We start from the raw sequence: 20133 nt of genomic DNA on the forward strand, positions 1-20133 counted from the left end.
TGAAAGAGATAAAGTCTAATTTTAAAAAAAGTTCACACAGCTATGGAAACTGTATGAATAAACAGTATAATGATTGTCATTGATTGCCCCGAAAACATTCTGGGTCAAAGATACGCATTCAAATTTCATCGATGAGCAGATGAATTATTCGGAGAAAGTGATGGACGAGAACAAACAAAAAGCGCTCGCCGCTGCGCTAGGTCAGATTGAAAAGCAATTCGGTAAAGGTTCCATTATGCGCCTTGGCGATAACCGCGCAATGGATGTAGAAACGATTTCTACCGGTTCACTTTCTTTGGATATTGCACTGGGCGCTGGCGGCTTGCCAATGGGGCGTATTGTTGAAGTTTATGGCCCAGAATCATCGGGTAAAACGACCCTAACGTTAGAGCTGATTGCAGCGGCGCAACGTGTAGGAAAAACGTGTGCCTTCATTGATGCAGAACATGCTTTGGACCCTGTTTACGCTAAGAAACTGGGTGTTGATATTGATGCTCTTTTGGTTTCGCAACCGGATACGGGCGAACAAGCCCTTGAAATCTGTGATGCGCTTGCTCGTTCAGGTGCCATAGACGTTATGGTGGTCGATTCTGTTGCTGCTTTAACTCCTAAAGCTGAAATTGAAGGGGAGATGGGTGACAGCCATATGGGCCTTCAGGCACGTATGCTTTCTCAAGCAATGCGTAAGCTGACAGGTAACCTAAAGCAATCAAATTGTATGTGTATTTTTATCAACCAAATCCGCATGAAAATTGGTGTAATGTTTGGTAATCCAGAAACGACCACGGGTGGTAATGCTCTGAAATTCTATGCGTCTGTACGCCTTGATATTCGTCGTACTGGTTCTATCAAGGATGGCGATGAAATTGTGGGTAACGAAACTCGCATAAAGGTTGTTAAGAACAAGATTGCAGCACCGTTTAAACAAGCAGAAACACAGATTTTGTACGGTCAGGGCTTTAACCGCGAAGGTGAGTTAATTGATCTGGGTGTTAAGAATAAGTTGATTGAAAAAGCCGGTGCTTGGTACAGCTATAATGGCGATAAGATTGGTCAGGGTAAAGCGAATGCGGGTAAATTCCTACGTGAAAATACCGAGGCTGCTGTCACTATCGATGCCAAACTCCGTGAAATGTTGCTAGTTACGGCTCCAGTTGAAGAGCCTGAAATCGGTGAAATGCCGAAAGAAGAAGAGTTCTAATTTCCTTTTTTTCACAATTGATGAGAAAGCAGCACATTACAATAATGAGGTCTCTTGAATAGAGGCCTCTTTTCATTTTGGGCACGAATAGTCATTCATGACGACATCAGCGTGACGTTCAATGTTTCAACTAAGAATAATCAGTGGTCACATTCAGCCGCTAGAAATAGTGGTGTAAGAGCGACAAAAAGGCGTATCGCATTTCGTTATGTATTCTGCGTGTTATGGGTCGGTGTCTAGACACTGACAACCTATTTAATAGTATCGAAATGCCCTGCTTACGCGGGGCATTTTTATATCCAGTGAGTCATTATTTATATGCAGTACAAAAAATCTCCTACCGAGCTTTCTAGTAAAGAAGCCGCTATGCATCTACTGAGTCGGCGTGATCACGGTGAGTATGAGCTTTACCAAAAATTATCGCTTAAAGGATACGAGGAGGAGGAAATCCAAATTGCGGTTCGTTATTGCCTAGAGCATCAATATCTCGATGATCACCGTTTCGCTCGAAGCCAAGTTCGTCAGCATGTTTACAAAGGCCATGGAGAACGCAGAATTCGGCAAGAACTCCGCCAAAAAAAAGTAGAACCAGTGGTCATTGAACTCGCGCTTGAAGAAGAGGCGCAAGATTGGTTTGAATTGGCAAGAACAGCGGCAGAAAAGAAATTTAAGGGCATAGTAGCGAAAGACAGTAAAGAGCAGGCAAAACAGGTGAGATTTCTTCAGTATCGCGGCTTTAGCTTCGAACAAATCAATTACGCACTTAAACCACACGGTGAAGAGTAACCTTCGATATCTTGTGATGGGAAGGAATTTTCTTTTCAGCAGGCTCTTTTCCGCGAGAAAGCTAGTCGTGGCTGACGGCTTGATCTACAATACGGCAAAATTCTAACTCGACTATTTTCAGGAAGAGCTGCATGTACATGAGCACTGATGAGGTTCGTAACGCGTTCCTCAAGTTCTTTGAGAGCAAAGGACACCAAATCGTAGAAAGTTCATCGTTAGTACCGCATAACGACCCAACCTTGCTGTTTACTAACGCAGGTATGAACCAATTTAAAGATTGTTTCTTAGGTTTAGAAAAACGGGCCTACACGCGAGCAACTACGTCGCAACGCTGTGTACGTGCGGGTGGCAAACATAACGATCTTGAAAATGTTGGTTTTACCGCTCGTCACCATACTTTTTTTGAAATGTTAGGTAACTTTAGCTTCGGTGATTATTTCAAGCAAGATGCTATCGCTTTTGCATGGGAGTTTTTGACAGAGACCCTTCAGCTACCGAAAGAGCGTTTACTTGTCACTATTTACCAGACAGATGATGAAGCGTTTGATATCTGGAATAAAACAGTTGGGATCCCAGCCGATCGTATTGTGCGTATTGGTGATAAGAAAGGGGGTAAACCTTTCGAATCGGATAACTTCTGGCAAATGGGTGATACAGGACCGTGTGGCCCATGTACTGAAATTTTCTATGATCATGGTGAGCATATCTGGGGTGGTCGACCTGGCACCCCTGAAGAAGATGGCGATCGTTTCATAGAAATTTGGAACAACGTATTTATGCAGTTCAACCGTCAGTCAGACGGTACAATGGAACCTCTCCCTAAACCATCGGTAGATACGGGAATGGGTATAGAACGCATTTCTGCCATTATGCAAGGGGTGCATTCCAACTACGAAATCGATGTATTCCAAACGCTTATCAAAGCGGCGGCGAAAGTGACAGGCTATGACGATCTTTCTAATCAATCACTGCGAGTCATTGCTGACCATATTCGTTCGTGCTCCTTCCTGATTGTGGATGGTGTTATGCCCTCGAATGAAGGTCGTGGTTATGTTCTACGTCGTATCATCCGTCGTGCGGTTCGCCATGGGAATAAACTGGGTGCCAAGACGGTGTTCTTTCATAAGTTAGTTGGTGTCCTAGCAGAAATCATGGGCAGTGCAGGTGAAGAACTTAAGAAGCAACAAGCACTTGTTGAAAAAGTACTGCGCATTGAGGAAGAAAACTTCGGGCGCACACTTGAACGTGGCATGACCATTCTTAATGAAGCATTAGATAGTTTGAGTTGTGAAGTGTTAGACGGCGAAACCGTATTTAAGCTCTACGATACCTATGGTTTCCCTGCCGATTTGACCAACGATGTTGCACGCGAACGCGGGTTTGCTATCGATGAAAATGGGTTTGAAAAGGCAATGGAAGTCCAACGTCAACGTGCACGTGAAGCTGGACAATTTGGTACTGACTATAACACCGCGATAAAAACGGACGTGCAATCAGAGTTTTGTGGCTACACAGGGACTGAGGCGAAGAGTCAGGTCGTCGAGATCTTTGTAGAAGGTGAAGCGGTCAGCTCGTTATCGGCGGGAGACAAAGCGGTCATTATTCTTGATGAAACGCCTTTCTATGCAGAGTCTGGTGGTCAGTGTGGTGATGCGGGTGTTTTGACAACTGATTCTGGTTTGTTCACTGTGGAAGACACTCAGAAATTAGGCCACGCCATTGCGCACCATGGCGTGTTATCGGAAGGCGTGCTGGCGAAAAATGATAGTGTAGCGGCTTCTGTTGACCAAATGCGCCGCGCGTCTATCTCGCTCAATCACTCTGCCACACACTTATTGCACGCTGCACTGCGAGAGGTTTTGGGTGGGCATGTTGCGCAAAAAGGGTCGCTGGTTAAACCTGACAATTTGCGTTTTGATTTCTCCCATCTTGAAGCGGTAACGCCGGAAGAATTAAAGAAAGTAGAACGTTTAGTCAACGCTCAAGTGCGCCTCAATCACATGATTGAAACCCAAATTATGGATATTGAATCCGCCAAGCAACAAGGGGCGATGGCTTTGTTTGGTGAAAAATACGACGACGAAGTACGGGTGCTGTCTATGGGGGACTTCTCTACAGAGCTTTGTGGTGGGATCCATGCGTCAAGTACAGGAGATATTGGTCTATTCAAGATCACTTCTGAGGGGGGTATTGCAGCAGGCATTCGTCGTATCGAAGCAGTAACAGGCGAAGCGGCATTGGATGCAGTGGATGCACAAACGTCGCTCTATGAGGAAAGGTTGTCAGAAGCCGCCTCTAAAGCGAAATCGTTAGAAAAAGAAATGCAGAAGCTGAAAGATAAAATGGCTGCCGCTGAAAGTGCCAACATTATGGGCAAGGTTCAGCAGATTCAAGGTACTAACGTTCTGATCGCGGCATTGGAAGGCGCTGACAGTAAAAACCTTCGAACTATGGTCGATAATGCCAAGAATCAAATGGGCAGTGGTGTGGTTTTTCTGGCTAATGTTAGTGGGGATAAAATCAGTCTTATCGCCGGTGTAACAAAAGATTTGATTGGTTCGGTTAAGGCGGGTGACCTCGTGAAGATGGTTGCTGAGCAAGTCGGAGGCAAAGGGGGCGGTCGTCCAGATATGGCACAGGCTGGCGGAACTGATGTTGAAGCTCTACCACAAGCGATGCAATCTGTGCAGCCTTGGTTAGAAGGCCGACTATAAGAGACACTCAAATGTGTGCGCTCAACCACGTAGGTGATTGAGCGTTATTTTTCTATACCAAGGTGCAGTGGCTTTATCAATGTCCCCCTCACTGCACTTGGTTTTTGTTGTTAATGCTGTATTCAATCGCCATTGAGTGAATTCAGCCAATAAGACTTTGGTCTTGGGAAGGTGAAGACTGGTGAAAAACACCCTTATCGTGCAAAAGTTTGGCGGAACCTCAGTGGGTTCTATTGAAAAAATCCACAAAGTCGCCGAACACATCATTAAGGAAAAAAATGATGGTAATCAAGTTGTTGTTGTCGTTTCTGCCATGTCTGGCGAAACCAACCGACTCATGGGTTTGGCTAAGCAAATAGATGGTGTGCCAAGCGCCCGCGAGCTTGATGTTTTGCTCTCCGCTGGTGAGCAAGTGTCGATGGCACTACTGGCAATGACGTTGAATAAACAAGGTCATGTTGCACGTTCACTTACTGGGGCACAGGCGAAGATTGTGACGGATAATTTACACAATGACGCGACGATTAAACACATTGATACATCGATAATTAAAGCTGAGTTGGCGCAGGATCATATCGTGATTGTTGCTGGATTTCAGGGTATCAATGATGCTGGTGATATTACCACTTTAGGTCGGGGAGGATCAGATACGACAGCCGTTGTACTTGCCGGCGCGCTTCAAGCAGGAGAATGCCAAATCTTTACGGATGTTGATGGGATCTATACCTGCGATCCTCGTATCGTACCTAGTGCCAAGAGAGTTGATGTTATTGACTTTATTTCAATGGAAGAGATGGCGAGCAAAGGGGCTAAGGTCTTACACCTTCCGTCTGTGCAATATGCCGCTCAACATGGAATACCCCTAAGGGTGTTGTCGACTTTTGAAGGCGACGGAGGCAGTTTGGTTCAGGGGCAAGAATGCCAAAAGAACATCTGTGGAATCGCTGTAGAGCGCGAGATGATAATGATCCAAGTTGACCATAACGCCCTCTCCAATCTAGAAAAAAAGTGCCGAATGATAGGTGTCCTAATCTGCAGTGTGATCGAACATCCAGAATGGACGGGTGTCGTGATTAAAGCGGATGTTTATGCAAAGCTTAATCTGGTTTTTGGTGAAAAAATCCGCAATAGTGAACCCGTTAGTTTGTTGACTGTCATCGGACTTAAAGTGGAAGGATTGGTCGAACAGTCTTACGCTTTGTTATCTGAACAAGGAATTAACGTTGTCCATGCCGCGTTGAAACCACAGTCGTTAATGTTGATTTTGTTACCAGAATACATCGACAAAGCGGCCAACATACTTCATGATGCGTACATCATTTCCGAACAGGCATTCGATGGCCAGCAAAAATATGCCGTTTTAAGTTAATTTGGCATGAGAATAGAGTTTACGAAAATATTACTTTTGTTGGATAATGGCCTCGTTGCAAGAAATATCAGAGATTATTCAAGGAGCACAGAATGCTAATTTTAACTCGCCGTGTTGGCGAAACATTAATGATTGGTGATGAGGTCACAGTAACCGTACTGGGCGTCAAAGGTAATCAAGTCCGTATCGGTGTTAATGCTCCGAAAGAAGTGTCTGTACATCGAGAAGAAATTTATATGCGAATCCAGGCAGAAAAGGGTAATGGTAACGCTCCATCAGGAAATTACTAGCGATGGAAAGGCTGACATAATGTCAGCTTTTTTGTGTTATTGGGCGGTATGTTACTAGTGAAAAGAGCGAATTAGCGTCGCTTTGATTAAATAGCCAACGCTTGGCTAAGTTTTTACTGCTTTTACCAAGAAAATGTTTGACATATTTTCGGTAAATCGTAATATGTGCCTCCGCAAGACGGTGAGGTGGCCGAGAGGCTGAAGGCGCTCCCCTGCTAAGGGAGTATGCGGTTTGTAGCCGCATCGAGGGTTCGAATCCCTCCCTCACCGCCATTCTTGCATTGCTCCTCGGAGCAGCTTTAAAACGGTTTCTTGATGAAGAAAATAGTGCGCTCGTAGCTCAGCTGGATAGAGTACCTGGCTACGAACCAGGCGGTCGAAGGTTCGAATCCTTCCGAGCGCGCCATATTACTTTTCAAGAGAGACAAGGTGAGGTGGCCGAGAGGCTGAAGGCGCTCCCCTGCTAAGGGAGTATGCGGTTTGTAGCCGCATCGAGGGTTCGAATCCCTCCCTCACCGCCATTATTGGCCTATGGTCATTTTTTTTGTTTTAAAGAAAATTTTGTGTGATATACTTCACACCCTGTGCGTCCTTAGCTCAGCTGGATAGAGTACCTGGCTACGAACCAGGCGGTCGGAGGTTCGAATCCTCCAGGACGCGCCACTTACTTAGGGTTTTAAACGATCCTGATGCTGAATTTATTCAGCAACAAAACCGTGCGTCCTTAGCTCAGCTGGATAGAGTACCTGGCTACGAACCAGGCGGTCGGAGGTTCGAATCCTCCAGGACGCGCCACTTTTAAGGGACCTTGGTTCCTGATACTACCTTGGTAATATCGAAACCCCGCGCGCTCGTAGCTCAGCTGGATAGAGTACCTGGCTACGAACCAGGCGGTCGAAGGTTCGAATCCTTCCGAGCGCGCCATTATTAAGTTTGCTAAGTCAGATTAAAACATCGAACTGATTTACTAAAAAACATGCGTCCTTAGCTCAGCTGGATAGAGTACCTGGCTACGAACCAGGCGGTCGGAGGTTCGAATCCTCCAGGACGCGCCACTTTTAAGGGAGCAAAGTTCCTGATATTGCCTTGGTAATATCGAAACCCCGCGCGCTCGTAGCTCAGCTGGATAGAGTACCTGGCTACGAACCAGGCGGTCGAAGGTTCGAATCCTTCCGAGCGCGCCATACATAAAGCCCTGCTAGTATTAGCAGGGCTTTTTTTATCAATGATTTTTCTTACCTTTCTGCCCCATTCGAGGCATGGCATCACCTTTCAAAGTCAAAATTGTGAGATCTTTGCTTGCCTATCTTTGCAGGTTTATGTGATGAATCTGACGAAAATGAGCGTTTAGGGGGCATAAAGCATGAATACTGCATTAAACAAAATTGACAAAATTTAATCAATCGAGATAATCCTAAGTCCTTTGACGAACCATACTAACCACTTCACAGGTGATGGCTGAGCCTTGCCGTCATAGAAATAGCATGCAATAAGTGTTGAATAGATAGCCAAGTTTTTGTCAGGATGACAACGAAAGGATGCCAAAATGGAAAATATTGGAAGCTTATTGGCTGATGCCGCCACGCTGATGTTCACTGGAATGCTTGTGGTCTTTACCTTCTTGACCGCTCTCGTCTATCTGGTCAGCTTAATGTCAAAGCTGGTACCGGATGACATCCCAGAACCGCTGGTTATACCCACTCACCATAGTGATGTTCAATCGGCCTCACAGGTATGCCCCCGAGTAATGGCTGCCATATCTGCTGCGGTCCATCAATATCGCGTTTCTGACACAAAATAGTATTTGGAATGAAGTAAAAAGGAGTTTACGAGCATGCCTAAACCACTAGCTTTAACTGACGTGGTCCTTCGTGATGCCCATCAGTCACTATTTGCGACTCGATTGCGTCTGGACGATATGTTACCCATTGCCGCAGAGCTTGATAAAGTCGGCTACTGGTCATTGGAAACGTGGGGAGGAGCAACGTTTGATGCCTGCATTCGTTATCTAGGTGAAGATCCATGGGAACGTTTGCGTGCACTGAAAAATGCGATGCCTAACACTCCGATGCAAATGTTGCTGCGTGCTCAAAACCTTCTTGGGTACCGCCATTATGCCGATGATGTTGTCGAAAAATTTGTGGAACGAGCACATGCCAATGGGATGGATATCTTTCGTATTTTTGATGCCATGAATGATGTACGCAACTTTCAAACGGCGGTAAAAGCTACGATCGAGGTTGGTGGACATGCTCAAGGTACGCTTTCTTATACCACTAGCCCAGTGCACAACATTGAAGGTTGGGTTGATTTGGCGAAACGCCTTGAAGATCTTGGCTGCCACTCCCTTTGCATTAAAGATATGTCTGGTTTGTTAAAGCCCTATGAGGCGCAGGCACTTATCTCTCGAATAAAATCATCCACAGACATCCCTCTTGCTTTGCATTCTCATGCAACAACGGGGCTGTCTACGGCGACAGCGGTTAAAGCCGTGGAAGCAGGGGTCGATATGCTCGATACAGCGATTTCTTCAATGAGTTGTACCTATGGCCATACACCTACAGAGGCCGTGGTTGCCATGTTGGAGGGGACAGAACGAGATACAGGTTTAAAGCTTGAACATATTGAACCTATCGCGACTTACTTCCGTGAAGTGCGCAAGAAATACGCGCAATTTGAAGGCCAATTAAAAGGTGTTGATTCGAGAATTTTGATTGCTCAAGTTCCCGGGGGAATGCTGACCAATATGGAGAGCCAGTTAAAAGAGCAAGGTGCTGCAGATCGAATGGACGAAGTTTTGGCGGAAATTCCTCGGGTACGAGAGGATCTTGGGTTCATTCCTCTTGTTACTCCAACATCCCAGATCGTCGGGACTCAAGCCGTCATCAACGTGTTAACTGGAGAACGCTACAAAAGCATTACCAAAGAAACTGCGGGTGTTCTTAAGGGGGAATATGGCACCCCGCCTGCTTCAATAAATGCCACGCTTCAGGCTCGCGTGCTAGACGGGCAAGAAGCGGTGACATGTCGCCCTGCGGACTTGTTAGAGGCGGAAATGGACACCTTAACTGACGATTTGTTGCGCAAAGCCAGCGATCAAAATATTGTGTTGGCGGCAGACAAGGTTGACGATGTACTGACTTATGCGTTGTTTCCACAAGTGGGCCTAAAATTTCTCAAAAACCGCCATAATCCGGATGCATTCGAACCTGTGCCAGAAGCGGCCTCTGCGACAAATGACTTACCGAACAAATCGACACCAAAAACAATTGAGTCTTACAGTGTGAGGGTCGACGGACAAGTGTTTGAGGTTGAAGTCGGACCTCAGGGAGAATTGGCGTCTGTAAAACCGAAACGCGTTTCTTCGTCTTCTGTGCTTGAGTCAGAGGTGGTGCCTGCACCACTGGCTGGCAACATATTTAAAGTTAATGTTCACATCGGCTCGAACGTTGATGAAGGCGATGTGTTGCTGATTCTTGAAGCGATGAAGATGGAAACAGAAGTACGTGCCGCTCGTGGCGGTGTTGTTCAAGATCTTCATGTTAAAGAAGGGGACTCAGTGACTGTTGGGGCACCTCTTATTAATCTGGCTTAGGGGATTGGTATGGATGGATTGTTGATTCTTTGGTCTGAAACAGGGATTGCGAATTTTGAACTCGGCCAAATTTGTATGATTATGGTCGGTTGTATCTTGCTGTTCTTAGCCATTCGTAAGGGTTTCGAACCTTTGCTCCTTCTTCCTATCGGGTTTGGTGCGATTTTAGCGAATATCCCTAATGCTGGCTTTACGGATGAAGGCGGGTTGCTTTACTACGTTTATTCAGTGGGGATTGAATCAGGCATCTTCCCGGTGTTAATCTTCATGGGTGTGGGCGCCATGACAGATTTTGGTGCTTTGATCGCTAACCCGAAAACGCTTTGGCTGGGCGCGGCGGCGCAGTTCGGTATTTTTGCCACGTTATTTGGCGCGATCTTGCTGAATTACGTTCCCGGTATGGCATTTAGCATGCCTGATGCTGCATCTATCGCTATTATTGGCGGCGCTGATGGTCCTACCGCTATTTTTTTAGCCAGTCAGTTGTCGCCTGATCTGCTCGGTGCTATCGCCGTTGCTGCCTACAGTTATATGGCCTTGGTTCCTATTATTCAGCCACCCATCATGAAGGCCCTGACTACCCCAGAAGAACGTAAAGTGACGATGGCACAGCTACGCCATGTTGGAAAGCGTGAAAAAATTCTCTTCCCATTAATTGTATTACTGATGACTATTTTGTTTCTTCCATCAGCAACGCCTTTGGTGGGGATGTTTTGTTTAGGGAATTTGATGCGCGAAGCAGGCGTGGTTGAACGGCTATCGAAAACGGCTCAGAACGAATTAATCAATATAGTCACGATATTTCTTGGGCTTGGTGTCGGTTCAAAACTTCAGGCTGATGAGTTCCTCAATGTTGAGACTCTAGGTATTCTAGTATTGGGAGCCGTGGCCTTTAGTATTGGTACGGCAGGTGGCGTATTAATGGCTAAATTGCTTAACAAGTTGTCTAAAGAGGACATCAACCCGCTTATCGGCGCTGCAGGGGTATCGGCTGTCCCTATGGCGGCTCGGGTGGTTAACAAAGTCGGACTTGAGGCTAACCCGCACAATTTCCTGTTAATGCATGCGATGGGGCCTAATGTTGCTGGCGTTTTAGGCTCAGCGGTGGCTGCGGGAATTCTGCTTGCTTTGGTGAATTAACATCAGTTATTCGCTATTTTAAGAATACGCAGTTAACTTTCGGGCAATAAATGGTATATATTCAAAGGGATGCTCTTGCGTCCTTTTTCGTATCGTTAGGGAAATGATGAAATGGAAAATAAACAAATCGCGATCACTCAATTTGGTCAGCCTGAAGTGTTGACCATTCAGTCAAACTTAGCTCCCAAACCTCAAGATAATGAAGTCTTGATCAAAGTGGCGTTCGCTGGCGTCAACCCTATCGATGCAAAAACACGTGCAGGGCATGGCTGGGCGGCATCGCAGAACAAAGACAAGCTACCTTGGGTTCTAGGTTATGATATTTCAGGTGAAGTGGTTGCCTGCGGAGGCGAAGCAAAGAGGTTTTCTTTGGGAGATAAAGTGGCCGGTTTTATCGGGTTTCCGCTGCAAGGGGGAGGCTATAGCCAGTACATCAGTGTACCTGAAGGTGAATTGAGCCCTGTACCTGAGTCGGTAACACTAGAGGCTGCGGCGTCATTGCCATTGGCTGGGCAAACGGCGGTTCAGGCTCTTGACAAAGCTGAAGTCCGTGAAGGTCAGAGAGTTTTAATTTTGGCGGGTGCTGGAGGGGTAGGCCACCTAGCGATTCAAGTTGCGGTTGCTGCAAAAGCCGAGGTCTTTACTACGTGTAGTGAAGCGAATCTTGATTACATGGCAACACTGGGTGCGCATGCGATTAATTACCAGTTTTCTCCGGTTTCAGAGCGGGTTGAAGAAGCCGATGTTCTGATCGATCTTGTTGGTGGTGATGCGGCGCTAGATGCCTTAAAATGCCTTAAAGACGGAGCAAAAGTCGTGACGGTGCCAACGATTACGGCAGAGTTGATCTGTGAAAAAGCGAAAATACTTGGATTTGAGGCGACGGGTATGTTGGTGGACCCCGATCCTGAACAACTCGATACATTGCTGTATATGGTTAGCGTTGGGTTGTTGAAAACGGAAATTCAACAAGTGTACCCTCTAGATAAGGTCGCGGAGGCGCATCAACATATCCAAACGGGTCACACAAGGGGCAAGATATTGCTTGATATGCATTGCTAGTAGAGTCTAATGCAGTATTTCAAAGTCTTGTTTTATGGTTTTCTGATTCCGCGCTATGGGTTTTGTTCATTACTGGCTTTTTGAGCGCGACATTACTTCCTGGAGGTTCTGAGGCAGGTTTTATTGCAACGCTTAGCCTCCATCAATTTTCCACCCCTTCGATACTTGTGGTCGCGACCCTAGGTAATACCCTTGGTGGCCTGACCAATTATTGGCTTGGTTTATGGTTACCCAATCGAACTCAAAATGAAAAGTACGGTCATAAAGCACAGCAGTGGCTGAGTCGTTATGGCTACTGGTCTCTTTTATTAAGTTGGTTGCCGATTATTGGTGACCCTATTTGTTTGGCTGCAGGTTGGCTACGCATGCGTTTTTGGCCATGTCTTTGGCTGATAATGCTAGGTAAAGCATTACGTTATACCGTGCTTGCGGCTGTTTTTTACGGTTTTTTCTGAGGAGATGTCATGAGAAAAATCTGGTTAGGTGCACTTTCTCTGGTTGCACTTTATGGTTGCACTAGCAACTTGTTTTCGTCCGATTCTCATCGTTCTTCGTTACCCCAAGGGATTTCATTCGTAGAAGAGGTGCTACCTCAATCGGGTAAGGCAATGATCCCTTACTCTAAATATCGTCTGGATAACGGCATGACAGTGATCCTGTCTCCTGATCGCTCTGACCCTCTCGTTCATGTCGACGTTACTTATCATGTTGGTTCGGCCCGTGAGGAGATCGGTAAGTCGGGATTTGCTCATTTTTTTGAGCATATGATGTTTCAGGGCAGTGAGCATGTTGGGGATCAACAGCACTTTAAGATCATTACCGAGGCGGGTGGCACGTTAAACGGTACAACCAATCGTGATCGAACCAATTACTTTGAAACTGTGCCTTCCAATCAGCTTGAAAAAATGCTCTGGCTTGAGTCAGATCGCATGGGCTTTTTACTCAACGCCGTATCTCAACGTAAGTTTGAAATTCAGCGTGATACGGTGAAAAACGAGAGGGCACAAAACTATGACAATCGCCCCTATGGCTTAATGTGGGAGCGTATGGGTGAAGCAATGTACCCTGAAGGGCATCCTTATTCATGGCAAACGATAGGTTATATCGACGACCTCAATAGGGTGGATGTCAATGATCTAAAAGCCTTTTTCTTACGCTGGTATGGGCCCAATAATGCCGTCTTGACTATCGGTGGTGACATTGATGTAGAGCAAACTCTTCAGTGGGTAAATCAGTATTTTGGCCGTATTCCCAAAGGGCCAGAGGTAGAAAATGCGCCTAAACAGCCTGCAGTACTCGAACAAGACCGTTTCATTACGCTACAAGATAGAATCAAGCAGCCAATGGTTTTGATTGGTTGGCCTACAACCTATCAGGGAGAAAAGACACAGGCGTCTTTGGATGCATTGGCCAATGTATTGGGGCAAGGAACGAATAGTTTGTTGTATCAACAACTTGTTAAAACGCAAAAAGCGGTGGATGCCGGTGCGTTTCATGATTGTTCTGAACTCTCCTGTACCTTTTATGTATACGCAATGGCTCCGTCGGGAGTAAAAGGTAAGCTCAAGCCACTCTATCAATCGCTAATGGCGACATTACAGCAGTTTGAGAGTCAAGGCGTTGACCAAGCTCGTTTAGACCAAATTACGGGTATGGCGGAAGCAAATGCTGTTTTTGCATTACAGAGTGTTAAAGGAAAAGTCTCTCAATTGGCGTCGAATGAGACCTTCTATGGTCGCCCAGATCGTATTAATGAGCAGCTTGATAATATTCGTTCGGTAACGCCATCATCGGTGATGACCGTTTACAAAGAGTACGTAAATGGCCACAAAAAAGTGACTTTAAGCGTCATTCCAAAGGGAAAGTTGGATGATGTTGTAGCGCCTGCCAATTTCGAGAGCCCTCAACGCCATGTTCCCGAATACAAAAAAATATCGGATGATGAGCTGGATTATCGTCGACCTCAGGAAGAGTTTGACCGATCTGTAATGCCTGAAGTTGCCCAAGCTGTTGAAGCTCAAATGCCTAAATTGTACTCGATTTTCTTCGATAATGGTGCTGAAGTTCTTGGTACGCAAAGTAGTGAAACCCCCACGGTACAGCTAGAAATTAGTCTACCTGCTGGCGAACGCTATGTACCGTCAGGGAAAGAAGGACTCGCTAATCTGACGGCGGCAATGTTGGAGGAAGATACGCTTGATTCTAAAGTCGAAGTGCTTCAGGCAAAGTTGGATAAGTTGGGAAGTTCAGTGTCGATTAGTGCATCCAATTATACCACCAGCATCTCAGTATCCAGTCTGAATAAGTATCTCCCCCAGACATTGTCTATTGTGGAAGAAATCTTGTTTAAGCCGGCGTTCAACCAAGTGGATTTTGACCGAATAAAACAACAGACTTTGGAAGGACTGGTATACCAGCATCAAAAACCCACGTGGCTGGCCTCTCAGGCAACCAGACAAGTGTTGTTCTCAGATTCGGTTTATCAGCGTTCAGGGGATGGCACCAAGAATTCAGTGGCATCGATTACGCTGGATGAAGTGAAAGCATTTTACCGTAATCACTATACACCAGAAGGTGCTCAAATTGTGGTGGTAGGAGACATTACTCAGCCTCGTCTCAAAAAAGCGTTGGCGTTTATTGAACGTTGGAATGGAGAAGATGCTCCCTTATTACGCCCGCAAAAAATAACCTCACCGACCCAGAAAAAAATCTATTTGGTTGATACCCCCGGAGCACCCCAGAGTATCATTCGATTTGTTCGTCAGGGTTTGTCTTTTGATGCTACTGGAGAAGCTTACCTGACTCAGCTAGCGAATTTTAATTTGGCGGGTAATTTTAATAGTCGAATCAACCAAAATTTGAGAGAAGATAAAGGTTATACCTATGGTGCCAATGGTTACTATGCCAATAACCGAGAAGTAGGGATGATTGTGTTTTCTGCTCAAGTTAGGTCTGATGCGACTTTAGATTCGATAAAAGAAATCCACAAAGAGCTGGCCAATTACAGTGGAAATGGGATGACGGATCATGAATTAGAGTTTTTACGGTTAGCCGTGGGCCAACAAGATGCACTCAAGTATGAAACGCCCTCACAGAAAGCGCAGTTGCTCAGTAGTATTCTGTTTTACAGTTTGGATGAAGACTACCTTCAACAGCGTAATGAGATTGTAGGAACAGTTGGCAAGGCGACCTTAGATGAGGTGGCAAAGAAGTGGTTTGCGCCTGAACAATACCAAATAATTGTCGTCGGTGATCTAAAAACTTTAAAGCCTCAGCTAGAAAGTTTACAAATGCCGCTAGAAGAGCTTGAAATCGTCCGCTAAAGTACACATAAATTAGAGCATGAGAGAGAGTGGGTTATCCCACTCTCTGGTATTTAAACGGTCCAAAGGTAATTGGACTAAACCAGAAGCGAACCGCATTTTGACTGATTTTTCTGCGCGACTTAAGCGAGTTGCACAAAACCCTGAAGTATTTAAGTCCTTTGGTCGTGGTGTAGAAAGGGAAACATTGCGTTACCAGACGAACGGAAGGCTTGCGACGACGCCTCATCCACAACCGCTAGGTTCAGCTTATGCGAACGAATGGATCACGACGGATTTCTCTGAGTCTTTGCTTGAGTTTATTACGCCCGTATCAAATAACATTGATACACTCACAGCACAGTTGGAAGATATCCATCATTTTACGCAGACGAAGCTCGGTGAAGAAAAAATGTGGCCTTTGTCGATGCCGTGCTATGTGGGGAGTGAACAGGATATTCAGTTGGCTCAATACGGTCGCTCAAATTCTGGCAAGATGAAAACACTCTACCGTGAAGGGCTCAAACGCCGTTACGGTAGTCTGATGCAGATCATTTCTGGTGTTCATTTTAACTTTTCATTTCCTGAAACGTTCTGGGATGAACTGCATGGATTGCAGTCACCTCAAGAGCGGCAGCAGGCCAAATCGGATACTTACTTTGGATTGATCCGAAACTATTACCGCTTTGGGTGGCTAATCCCTTACTTTTTTGGCGCTTCGCCCGCGTTATGTTCTTCGTTTGTCAAAAACTCAGACAGCCCGCTTCCGTTTAAAAATATAGGTGAGACGCTTTATTTACCTTATGCAACCTCATTGCGTATGAGTGATTTAGGTTATACAAATAGTGCTCAAAGCGTTTTAAAAATAGGATTTAATGGTCTTGACGATTATCTGAAAGGTTTGAATGAGGCAATTCGAACGCCTTCGGCTGAGTTCGCTGAAATTGGCGTCAAAGTAGATGGAGAATATCGTCAGCTCAACAGCAATGTATTACAGATTGAAAATGAACTGTATGCACCTATTCGTCCTAAACGTGTTGCTAAATCCGGCGAAAAACCCTCTGAGGCACTCGCTCGTGGCGGAGTGGAATATATCGAAGTCCGTGCTTTAGATGTCAATCCTTATAGTGCAATTGGTATTACTCAGGATCAGATTCGTTTTCTTGATTTGTTTTTGACTTGGGCTGCGCTCAGTGATTCAAGTCCCATGGATTTTAGTGAGCAGGCTTGCTGGCGAGAAAATTGGAATAAAGTGATTATTGAAGGCCGCCGTCCTGATCTCGAATTACAGATTGGATGCCAAGGTGAGGTGTTACCTTTAAAAGATTGGGCTACACGTGTGTTTGATGAAGTCATGGTGCTTGCCGAGAAAATGGACGAGCCCACTGGGCGTCAAGAGTATCAGTCGGTTTGTCGTAAGCTAATGGGGTGGATCAATAATCCAGAACAAACCATTTCGGGTCAGTTACTCGCCGATACCCAGCGCTTAGGTGGATTAGGTAAGGTGGGTTGTGCGTTGGGATCTCAGTATCAACAACAGCATTTGAGTCATAGCTTTAAAGTCTACTCGGCCAAATCAATGGAAGAAGAGGTGACCCGTTCTCGGTTGGAACAGGCGCAAGCAGAGCAAGCGGATACTCAAATCTTTGATGATTTTCTAGAAGACTATTTTTCATACTTGAAATTTGAGGAACAGCCTTGAAAGCCCCACTCCTAAGCTTAGGCTTGTTGATCTTAGGAGGGTGTGCCACCACACCGCCTAAAAATCAAACCGATCTGTGTGAAATTTTTGAGCAGCACCAAGATTGGTATGAAGATGCGGCGGACATGGAGAAGACCTGGGGAACCCCTATTCAGGTTGCCATGGCCTTTGTAAAACAAGAAAGTAGTTTTCGCCACGATGCTCGCCCCCCCAAAGATTACCTTTTGGGTTTTATTCCTTGGGGACGCCTAAGCAGTGCCTATGGTTATGCTCAGGCACAAAATCCGGCCTGGGAGGATTTTCAGAAAGCAACTGGACACGGTGGATCTCGAACCAATTTTGATGACTCCTTGATGTTTATTGGCTGGTATACCAGTGAAACTCAAAAACAATTAGGCGTCTCAAAATGGGACCCATACAACCAATATTTAGCTTATCATGAAGGCCGAGGAGGTTATAAGCGTCAGACATACCAGTCTAAACCCTCACTAATCAAGGTCGCTCGTAAAGTTGAGCAGCAGGCGAAAGACTATGGCTGGCAGTTAAAGCAGTGCCGGCAAAACTTGGAAAGCAAACGGAGTTGGTTCTCTTAGATCAAGCTTTAAGGAGAAAAATAGTGCCATTATTGGATAGCTTCACGGTCGATCACACTCGAATGAGTGCTCCAGCAGTACGTGTTGCCAAAACCATGGTAACACCTAAAGGTGATACGATTACGGTGTTTGATTTACGCTTCACCACACCGAATAAAGAACTGCTTTCAGAGCGAGGTATTCACACTCTAGAGCATCTATTTGCCGGTTTTATGCGTAATCATTTGAATAGCCAAAATGTTGAAATTATTGATATTTCCCCGATGGGATGTCGTACGGGGTTTTACATGAGTCTCATCGGAGCCCCCTCAGAAGCTGACGTTGCACAGGGGTGGATGGAGGCGATGCGAGATGTGTTAGACGTGGAGAGTCAGGAGCAGATACCTGAGCTCAATGAATATCAGTGCGGAACGTTTGATATGCATTCCCTAGACCAAGCTAAACAAATTGCACAGGCGATCATTGATGTGGGGATCTCTGTGAATAAAAATGAAGAGCTGTCCTTGCCGGAATCTATATTGAAAGCGTTGGAAATAGAATAGCCCTTTAACCTCTAATGTCTTGTATGAACGTTTCTCAGCATGGCACCAAGGTTCCAAGTAAACAGACTCGGAGCCTTGTACTTATCAGCAGAACTTTTATTAGTGTTTTCTTTCTAGTTCATCGAGTAGCAATCTCGCATGAACATAGAGATAGCTGATGGCATCTTGCCTATCTGGCTTATCTTGAATCAATTTGCACCAGTAAGCGATTTCTTGAAGGCGAGATTCGAGGCATTCTGTATTCATGCCACCCTCCTTATTTTAATAATATATGCAATTAGTATACATAAAAGAGTACTAAGTGTATATTATCTTGATGTTTTATATGTGTCATGTATCATATTTTGACGTTATTTATGTTAGGTTTTTGAAGGCGTACGAACATGAAGAACAACAGTGAAAGAATCTCGATATTGCGAGAAAATATTCAGTTTGGATTGTATCAGCACAAAGAAACTAAAGCATCACTAAGTCGAAAGACCGGTATAACAAGAGCGACCATTTATAAAATCTTGGATGGGAAAGTTGACCGAGTCCAGAATTCTACGGTAGAACGTATAGCCAATTTTTTTGGTACGACATGTTATATTATTCAGAATGAGTCATTGGAAGAGCACACTCTAAGGGCGTCAGCTGTCTGCCTTGATGGGAATAAAAACCCTATTGCAGTTCCTGTTCTTAATGAAAAAGAGTTTATTGAAAAAAGAGACCATTACATTGGTGCTCTGGTCGTGGAATACCCAATCACCTATCATTTTTCTGAGGGAGACAATGTGGTTGCTGTGAGGGTTGAAGAAATACTTTCAAATTATTATACCCGAGGCAATTGCCTCATTATAGACAGAGTTAATCATGAGGAGAAAGGCTTAAAGAGGCTTGTTCTTCGCAAGGATGTGTTACATGTTCTTGCTTTATATGATGGCTTAGAGAGTGATGACTTTTTGCTTGGGAGTATTATTGAGGAGCGTTATCGTGTTTAACCAAAAGTACAAATTAATCGGGTTTAATGAATCCCCCCAACTTCTTGCACGTGTGATGATTAAAGGAACAGGGAAAGTCGCTGATATCCCGGCTCAAGAGTTACTTAACAGCGAAGTCGCTGACGATTTAAATCGTAATGAACTCGTTGAGGTATGTAAGAAAGCGTATTCCAATAATCGTTTTGAAGGGGCATATGAGTTAGAAGATCGTCGTGAGACATATTGGGTCGGCTATTCGCTGTTGGTGTTGTGTCTTTGCTCCTTATTTACCCTTTCAAATATTATGGGCATCAAGCCTATTGAAGTTTTTGATACAGGTATGATTGTTCCCGCCGCCATTTTTTTGTACCCCCTCTCCTTTATCTTTGTTGATATATTGAATGAATTTTTTGGTTTGAGACTGGCAAGAAAAGCAATAATACAGTCGACGGTGGTCAATGCGGGAATATTATTGTTTCTTTACTCATCAACGCTCATCCCAAGTATTGAATCATGGCAAGTAATGAATGTTCAGTATACAACGCTTGTGGGTAGTATGGTGTCGGTTTTTGTTGCCTCACTAAGCTCATATTTCATTTCGGAAAACATTAATGCCTATGTGCTGAATAAAATAAAGCTAGTGACAAATTCAAAATGGTTAGCGGTACGAGTCATCGCCAGCACGAGTATTGCTTCGGTTATTGATAGTGCCTTATTCATTGGGATTGCCTTTTACACGGTATTACCAAATGAAGTGCTATGGGTTATGTTTGTTAGCCAAGTATCGATAAAAGTTATGTATGCGCTAATAAGTGTTGGGCCTATTTACTATGCAAGAAAATTGTTTTCTCGATTAATTAATGTGAAGGAGTCGTAAT

General features: G+C 44.9%; 17 protein-coding genes and 8 tRNA genes. 24 read left to right on the forward strand and 1 reads right to left on the reverse strand.

Translation table 11 applies throughout. The features are described from left to right. Positions 1–160: 160 nt before the first annotated feature. The 22 genes from recA to luxS all read left to right on the forward strand — a co-directional run bounded on the left by recA (position 161) and on the right by luxS (position 18296). Positions 161–1201, forward strand: a complete 1041-nt coding sequence (gene recA, locus HLM86_RS13620) for a recombinase RecA (RefSeq protein ID WP_076589537.1) — start codon at positions 161–163, stop codon at positions 1199–1201. 318 nt (positions 1202–1519) lie between these two features. Then, positions 1520–1987, forward strand: coding sequence for a recombination regulator RecX (gene recX, locus HLM86_RS13625; RefSeq protein ID WP_170883169.1), 468 nt, complete (start codon positions 1520–1522; stop codon positions 1985–1987). 131 nt (positions 1988–2118) lie between these two features. Beyond that, positions 2119–4701 (forward strand): alanine--tRNA ligase, encoded by a 2583-nt coding sequence (alaS, locus tag HLM86_RS13630; protein WP_170883171.1) that lies wholly within the window; start codon positions 2119–2121, stop codon positions 4699–4701. Between the two features lie 181 nt (positions 4702–4882). Further along, on the forward strand, positions 4883–6070 hold the full coding sequence (locus HLM86_RS13635) for an aspartate kinase (protein ID WP_076589513.1): 1188 nt from the start codon (positions 4883–4885) through the stop codon (positions 6068–6070). Positions 6071–6162: 92 nt separating this feature from the next. Continuing rightward, positions 6163–6360 carry a carbon storage regulator CsrA gene (csrA, locus tag HLM86_RS13640; RefSeq protein WP_038175355.1) on the forward strand — a complete coding sequence of 66 codons (198 nt, stop codon included), beginning with the start codon at positions 6163–6165 and terminating at the stop codon, positions 6358–6360. Between the two features lie 180 nt (positions 6361–6540). Then, positions 6541–6633, forward strand: a tRNA-Ser gene (locus HLM86_RS13645). 56 nt (positions 6634–6689) lie between these two features. Continuing rightward, a tRNA-Arg gene (locus HLM86_RS13650) sits at positions 6690–6766 on the forward strand. Between the two features lie 22 nt (positions 6767–6788). After that, a tRNA-Ser gene (locus HLM86_RS13655) sits at positions 6789–6881 on the forward strand. A 65-nt stretch (positions 6882–6946) separates the two neighbouring features. Next, positions 6947–7023: transfer RNA gene (locus HLM86_RS13660), tRNA-Arg, on the forward strand. Between the two features lie 55 nt (positions 7024–7078). Then, a tRNA-Arg gene (locus HLM86_RS13665) sits at positions 7079–7155 on the forward strand. A gap of 52 nt (positions 7156–7207) precedes the next feature. After that, positions 7208–7284, forward strand: a tRNA-Arg gene (locus HLM86_RS13670). Between the two features lie 54 nt (positions 7285–7338). Further along, positions 7339–7415 (forward strand) — tRNA-Arg (locus HLM86_RS13675). Positions 7416–7467: 52 nt separating this feature from the next. After that, positions 7468–7544: transfer RNA gene (locus tag HLM86_RS13680), tRNA-Arg, on the forward strand. Positions 7545–7906: 362 nt separating this feature from the next. Then, entirely contained in the window at positions 7907–8161 is a 255-nt protein-coding gene (locus HLM86_RS13685) for an oxaloacetate decarboxylase subunit gamma (protein WP_170883172.1), read from the forward strand. Between the two features lie 33 nt (positions 8162–8194). Then, a complete protein-coding gene (gene oadA / locus HLM86_RS13690) occupies positions 8195–9955 on the forward strand; it encodes a sodium-extruding oxaloacetate decarboxylase subunit alpha (RefSeq protein ID WP_170883174.1) in 1761 nt (586 codons plus the stop codon). 9 nt (positions 9956–9964) lie between these two features. After that, positions 9965–11095 (forward strand): sodium ion-translocating decarboxylase subunit beta, encoded by a 1131-nt coding sequence (locus HLM86_RS13695; protein ID WP_170883177.1) that lies wholly within the window; start codon positions 9965–9967, stop codon positions 11093–11095. Positions 11096–11206: 111 nt separating this feature from the next. After that, on the forward strand, positions 11207–12157 hold the full coding sequence (locus HLM86_RS13700) for an NADP-dependent oxidoreductase (RefSeq protein ID WP_170883179.1): 951 nt from the start codon (positions 11207–11209) through the stop codon (positions 12155–12157). Further along, positions 12151–12612: a YqaA family protein gene (locus tag HLM86_RS13705; RefSeq protein ID WP_076589518.1), complete on the forward strand. Its 462-nt coding sequence runs from the start codon at positions 12151–12153 to the stop codon at positions 12610–12612. The genes HLM86_RS13700 and HLM86_RS13705 overlap by 7 nt, the downstream gene beginning before the upstream one ends. Before the next feature lie 9 nt (positions 12613–12621). After that, positions 12622–15480: a M16 family metallopeptidase gene (locus HLM86_RS13710; RefSeq protein ID WP_170883181.1), complete on the forward strand. Its 2859-nt coding sequence runs from the start codon at positions 12622–12624 to the stop codon at positions 15478–15480. Positions 15481–15580: 100 nt separating this feature from the next. Further along, the gene (gene gshA / locus HLM86_RS13715; protein WP_076589538.1) at positions 15581–17161 is read left to right on the forward strand and encodes a glutamate--cysteine ligase; all 1581 of its coding nucleotides are present in this window, start codon (positions 15581–15583) and stop codon (positions 17159–17161) included. After that, entirely contained in the window at positions 17158–17754 is a 597-nt protein-coding gene (locus HLM86_RS13720; protein WP_076589520.1) for a transglycosylase SLT domain-containing protein, read from the forward strand. The genes gshA and HLM86_RS13720 overlap by 4 nt, the downstream gene beginning before the upstream one ends. A 23-nt stretch (positions 17755–17777) precedes the next feature. Next, on the forward strand, positions 17778–18296 hold the full coding sequence (luxS, locus tag HLM86_RS13725; protein ID WP_076589521.1) for an S-ribosylhomocysteine lyase: 519 nt from the start codon (positions 17778–17780) through the stop codon (positions 18294–18296). A gap of 99 nt (positions 18297–18395) precedes the next feature. Here luxS and HLM86_RS13730 read toward each other — a convergent pair whose 3' ends face one another. After that, entirely contained in the window at positions 18396–18542 is a 147-nt protein-coding gene (locus HLM86_RS13730; protein ID WP_170883183.1) for a hypothetical protein, read from the reverse strand. A 137-nt stretch (positions 18543–18679) separates the two neighbouring features. Between HLM86_RS13730 and HLM86_RS13735 the strand changes: the two genes are divergently transcribed. Together HLM86_RS13735 and HLM86_RS20270 are read left to right on the forward strand one after the other, a co-directional pair. Next, entirely contained in the window at positions 18680–19276 is a 597-nt protein-coding gene (locus HLM86_RS13735; RefSeq protein WP_076589522.1) for a helix-turn-helix domain-containing protein, read from the forward strand. Beyond that, positions 19269–20132 (forward strand): queuosine precursor transporter, encoded by an 864-nt coding sequence (locus HLM86_RS20270; RefSeq protein ID WP_170883185.1) that lies wholly within the window; start codon positions 19269–19271, stop codon positions 20130–20132. The genes HLM86_RS13735 and HLM86_RS20270 overlap by 8 nt, the downstream gene beginning before the upstream one ends. The last annotated feature ends 1 nt before the right edge of the window (position 20133 follow it).

The sequence above is a fragment of the Vibrio ostreicida genome (assembly GCF_013074385.2).
Lineage (GTDB): Bacteria > Pseudomonadota > Gammaproteobacteria > Enterobacterales > Vibrionaceae > Vibrio > Vibrio ostreicida.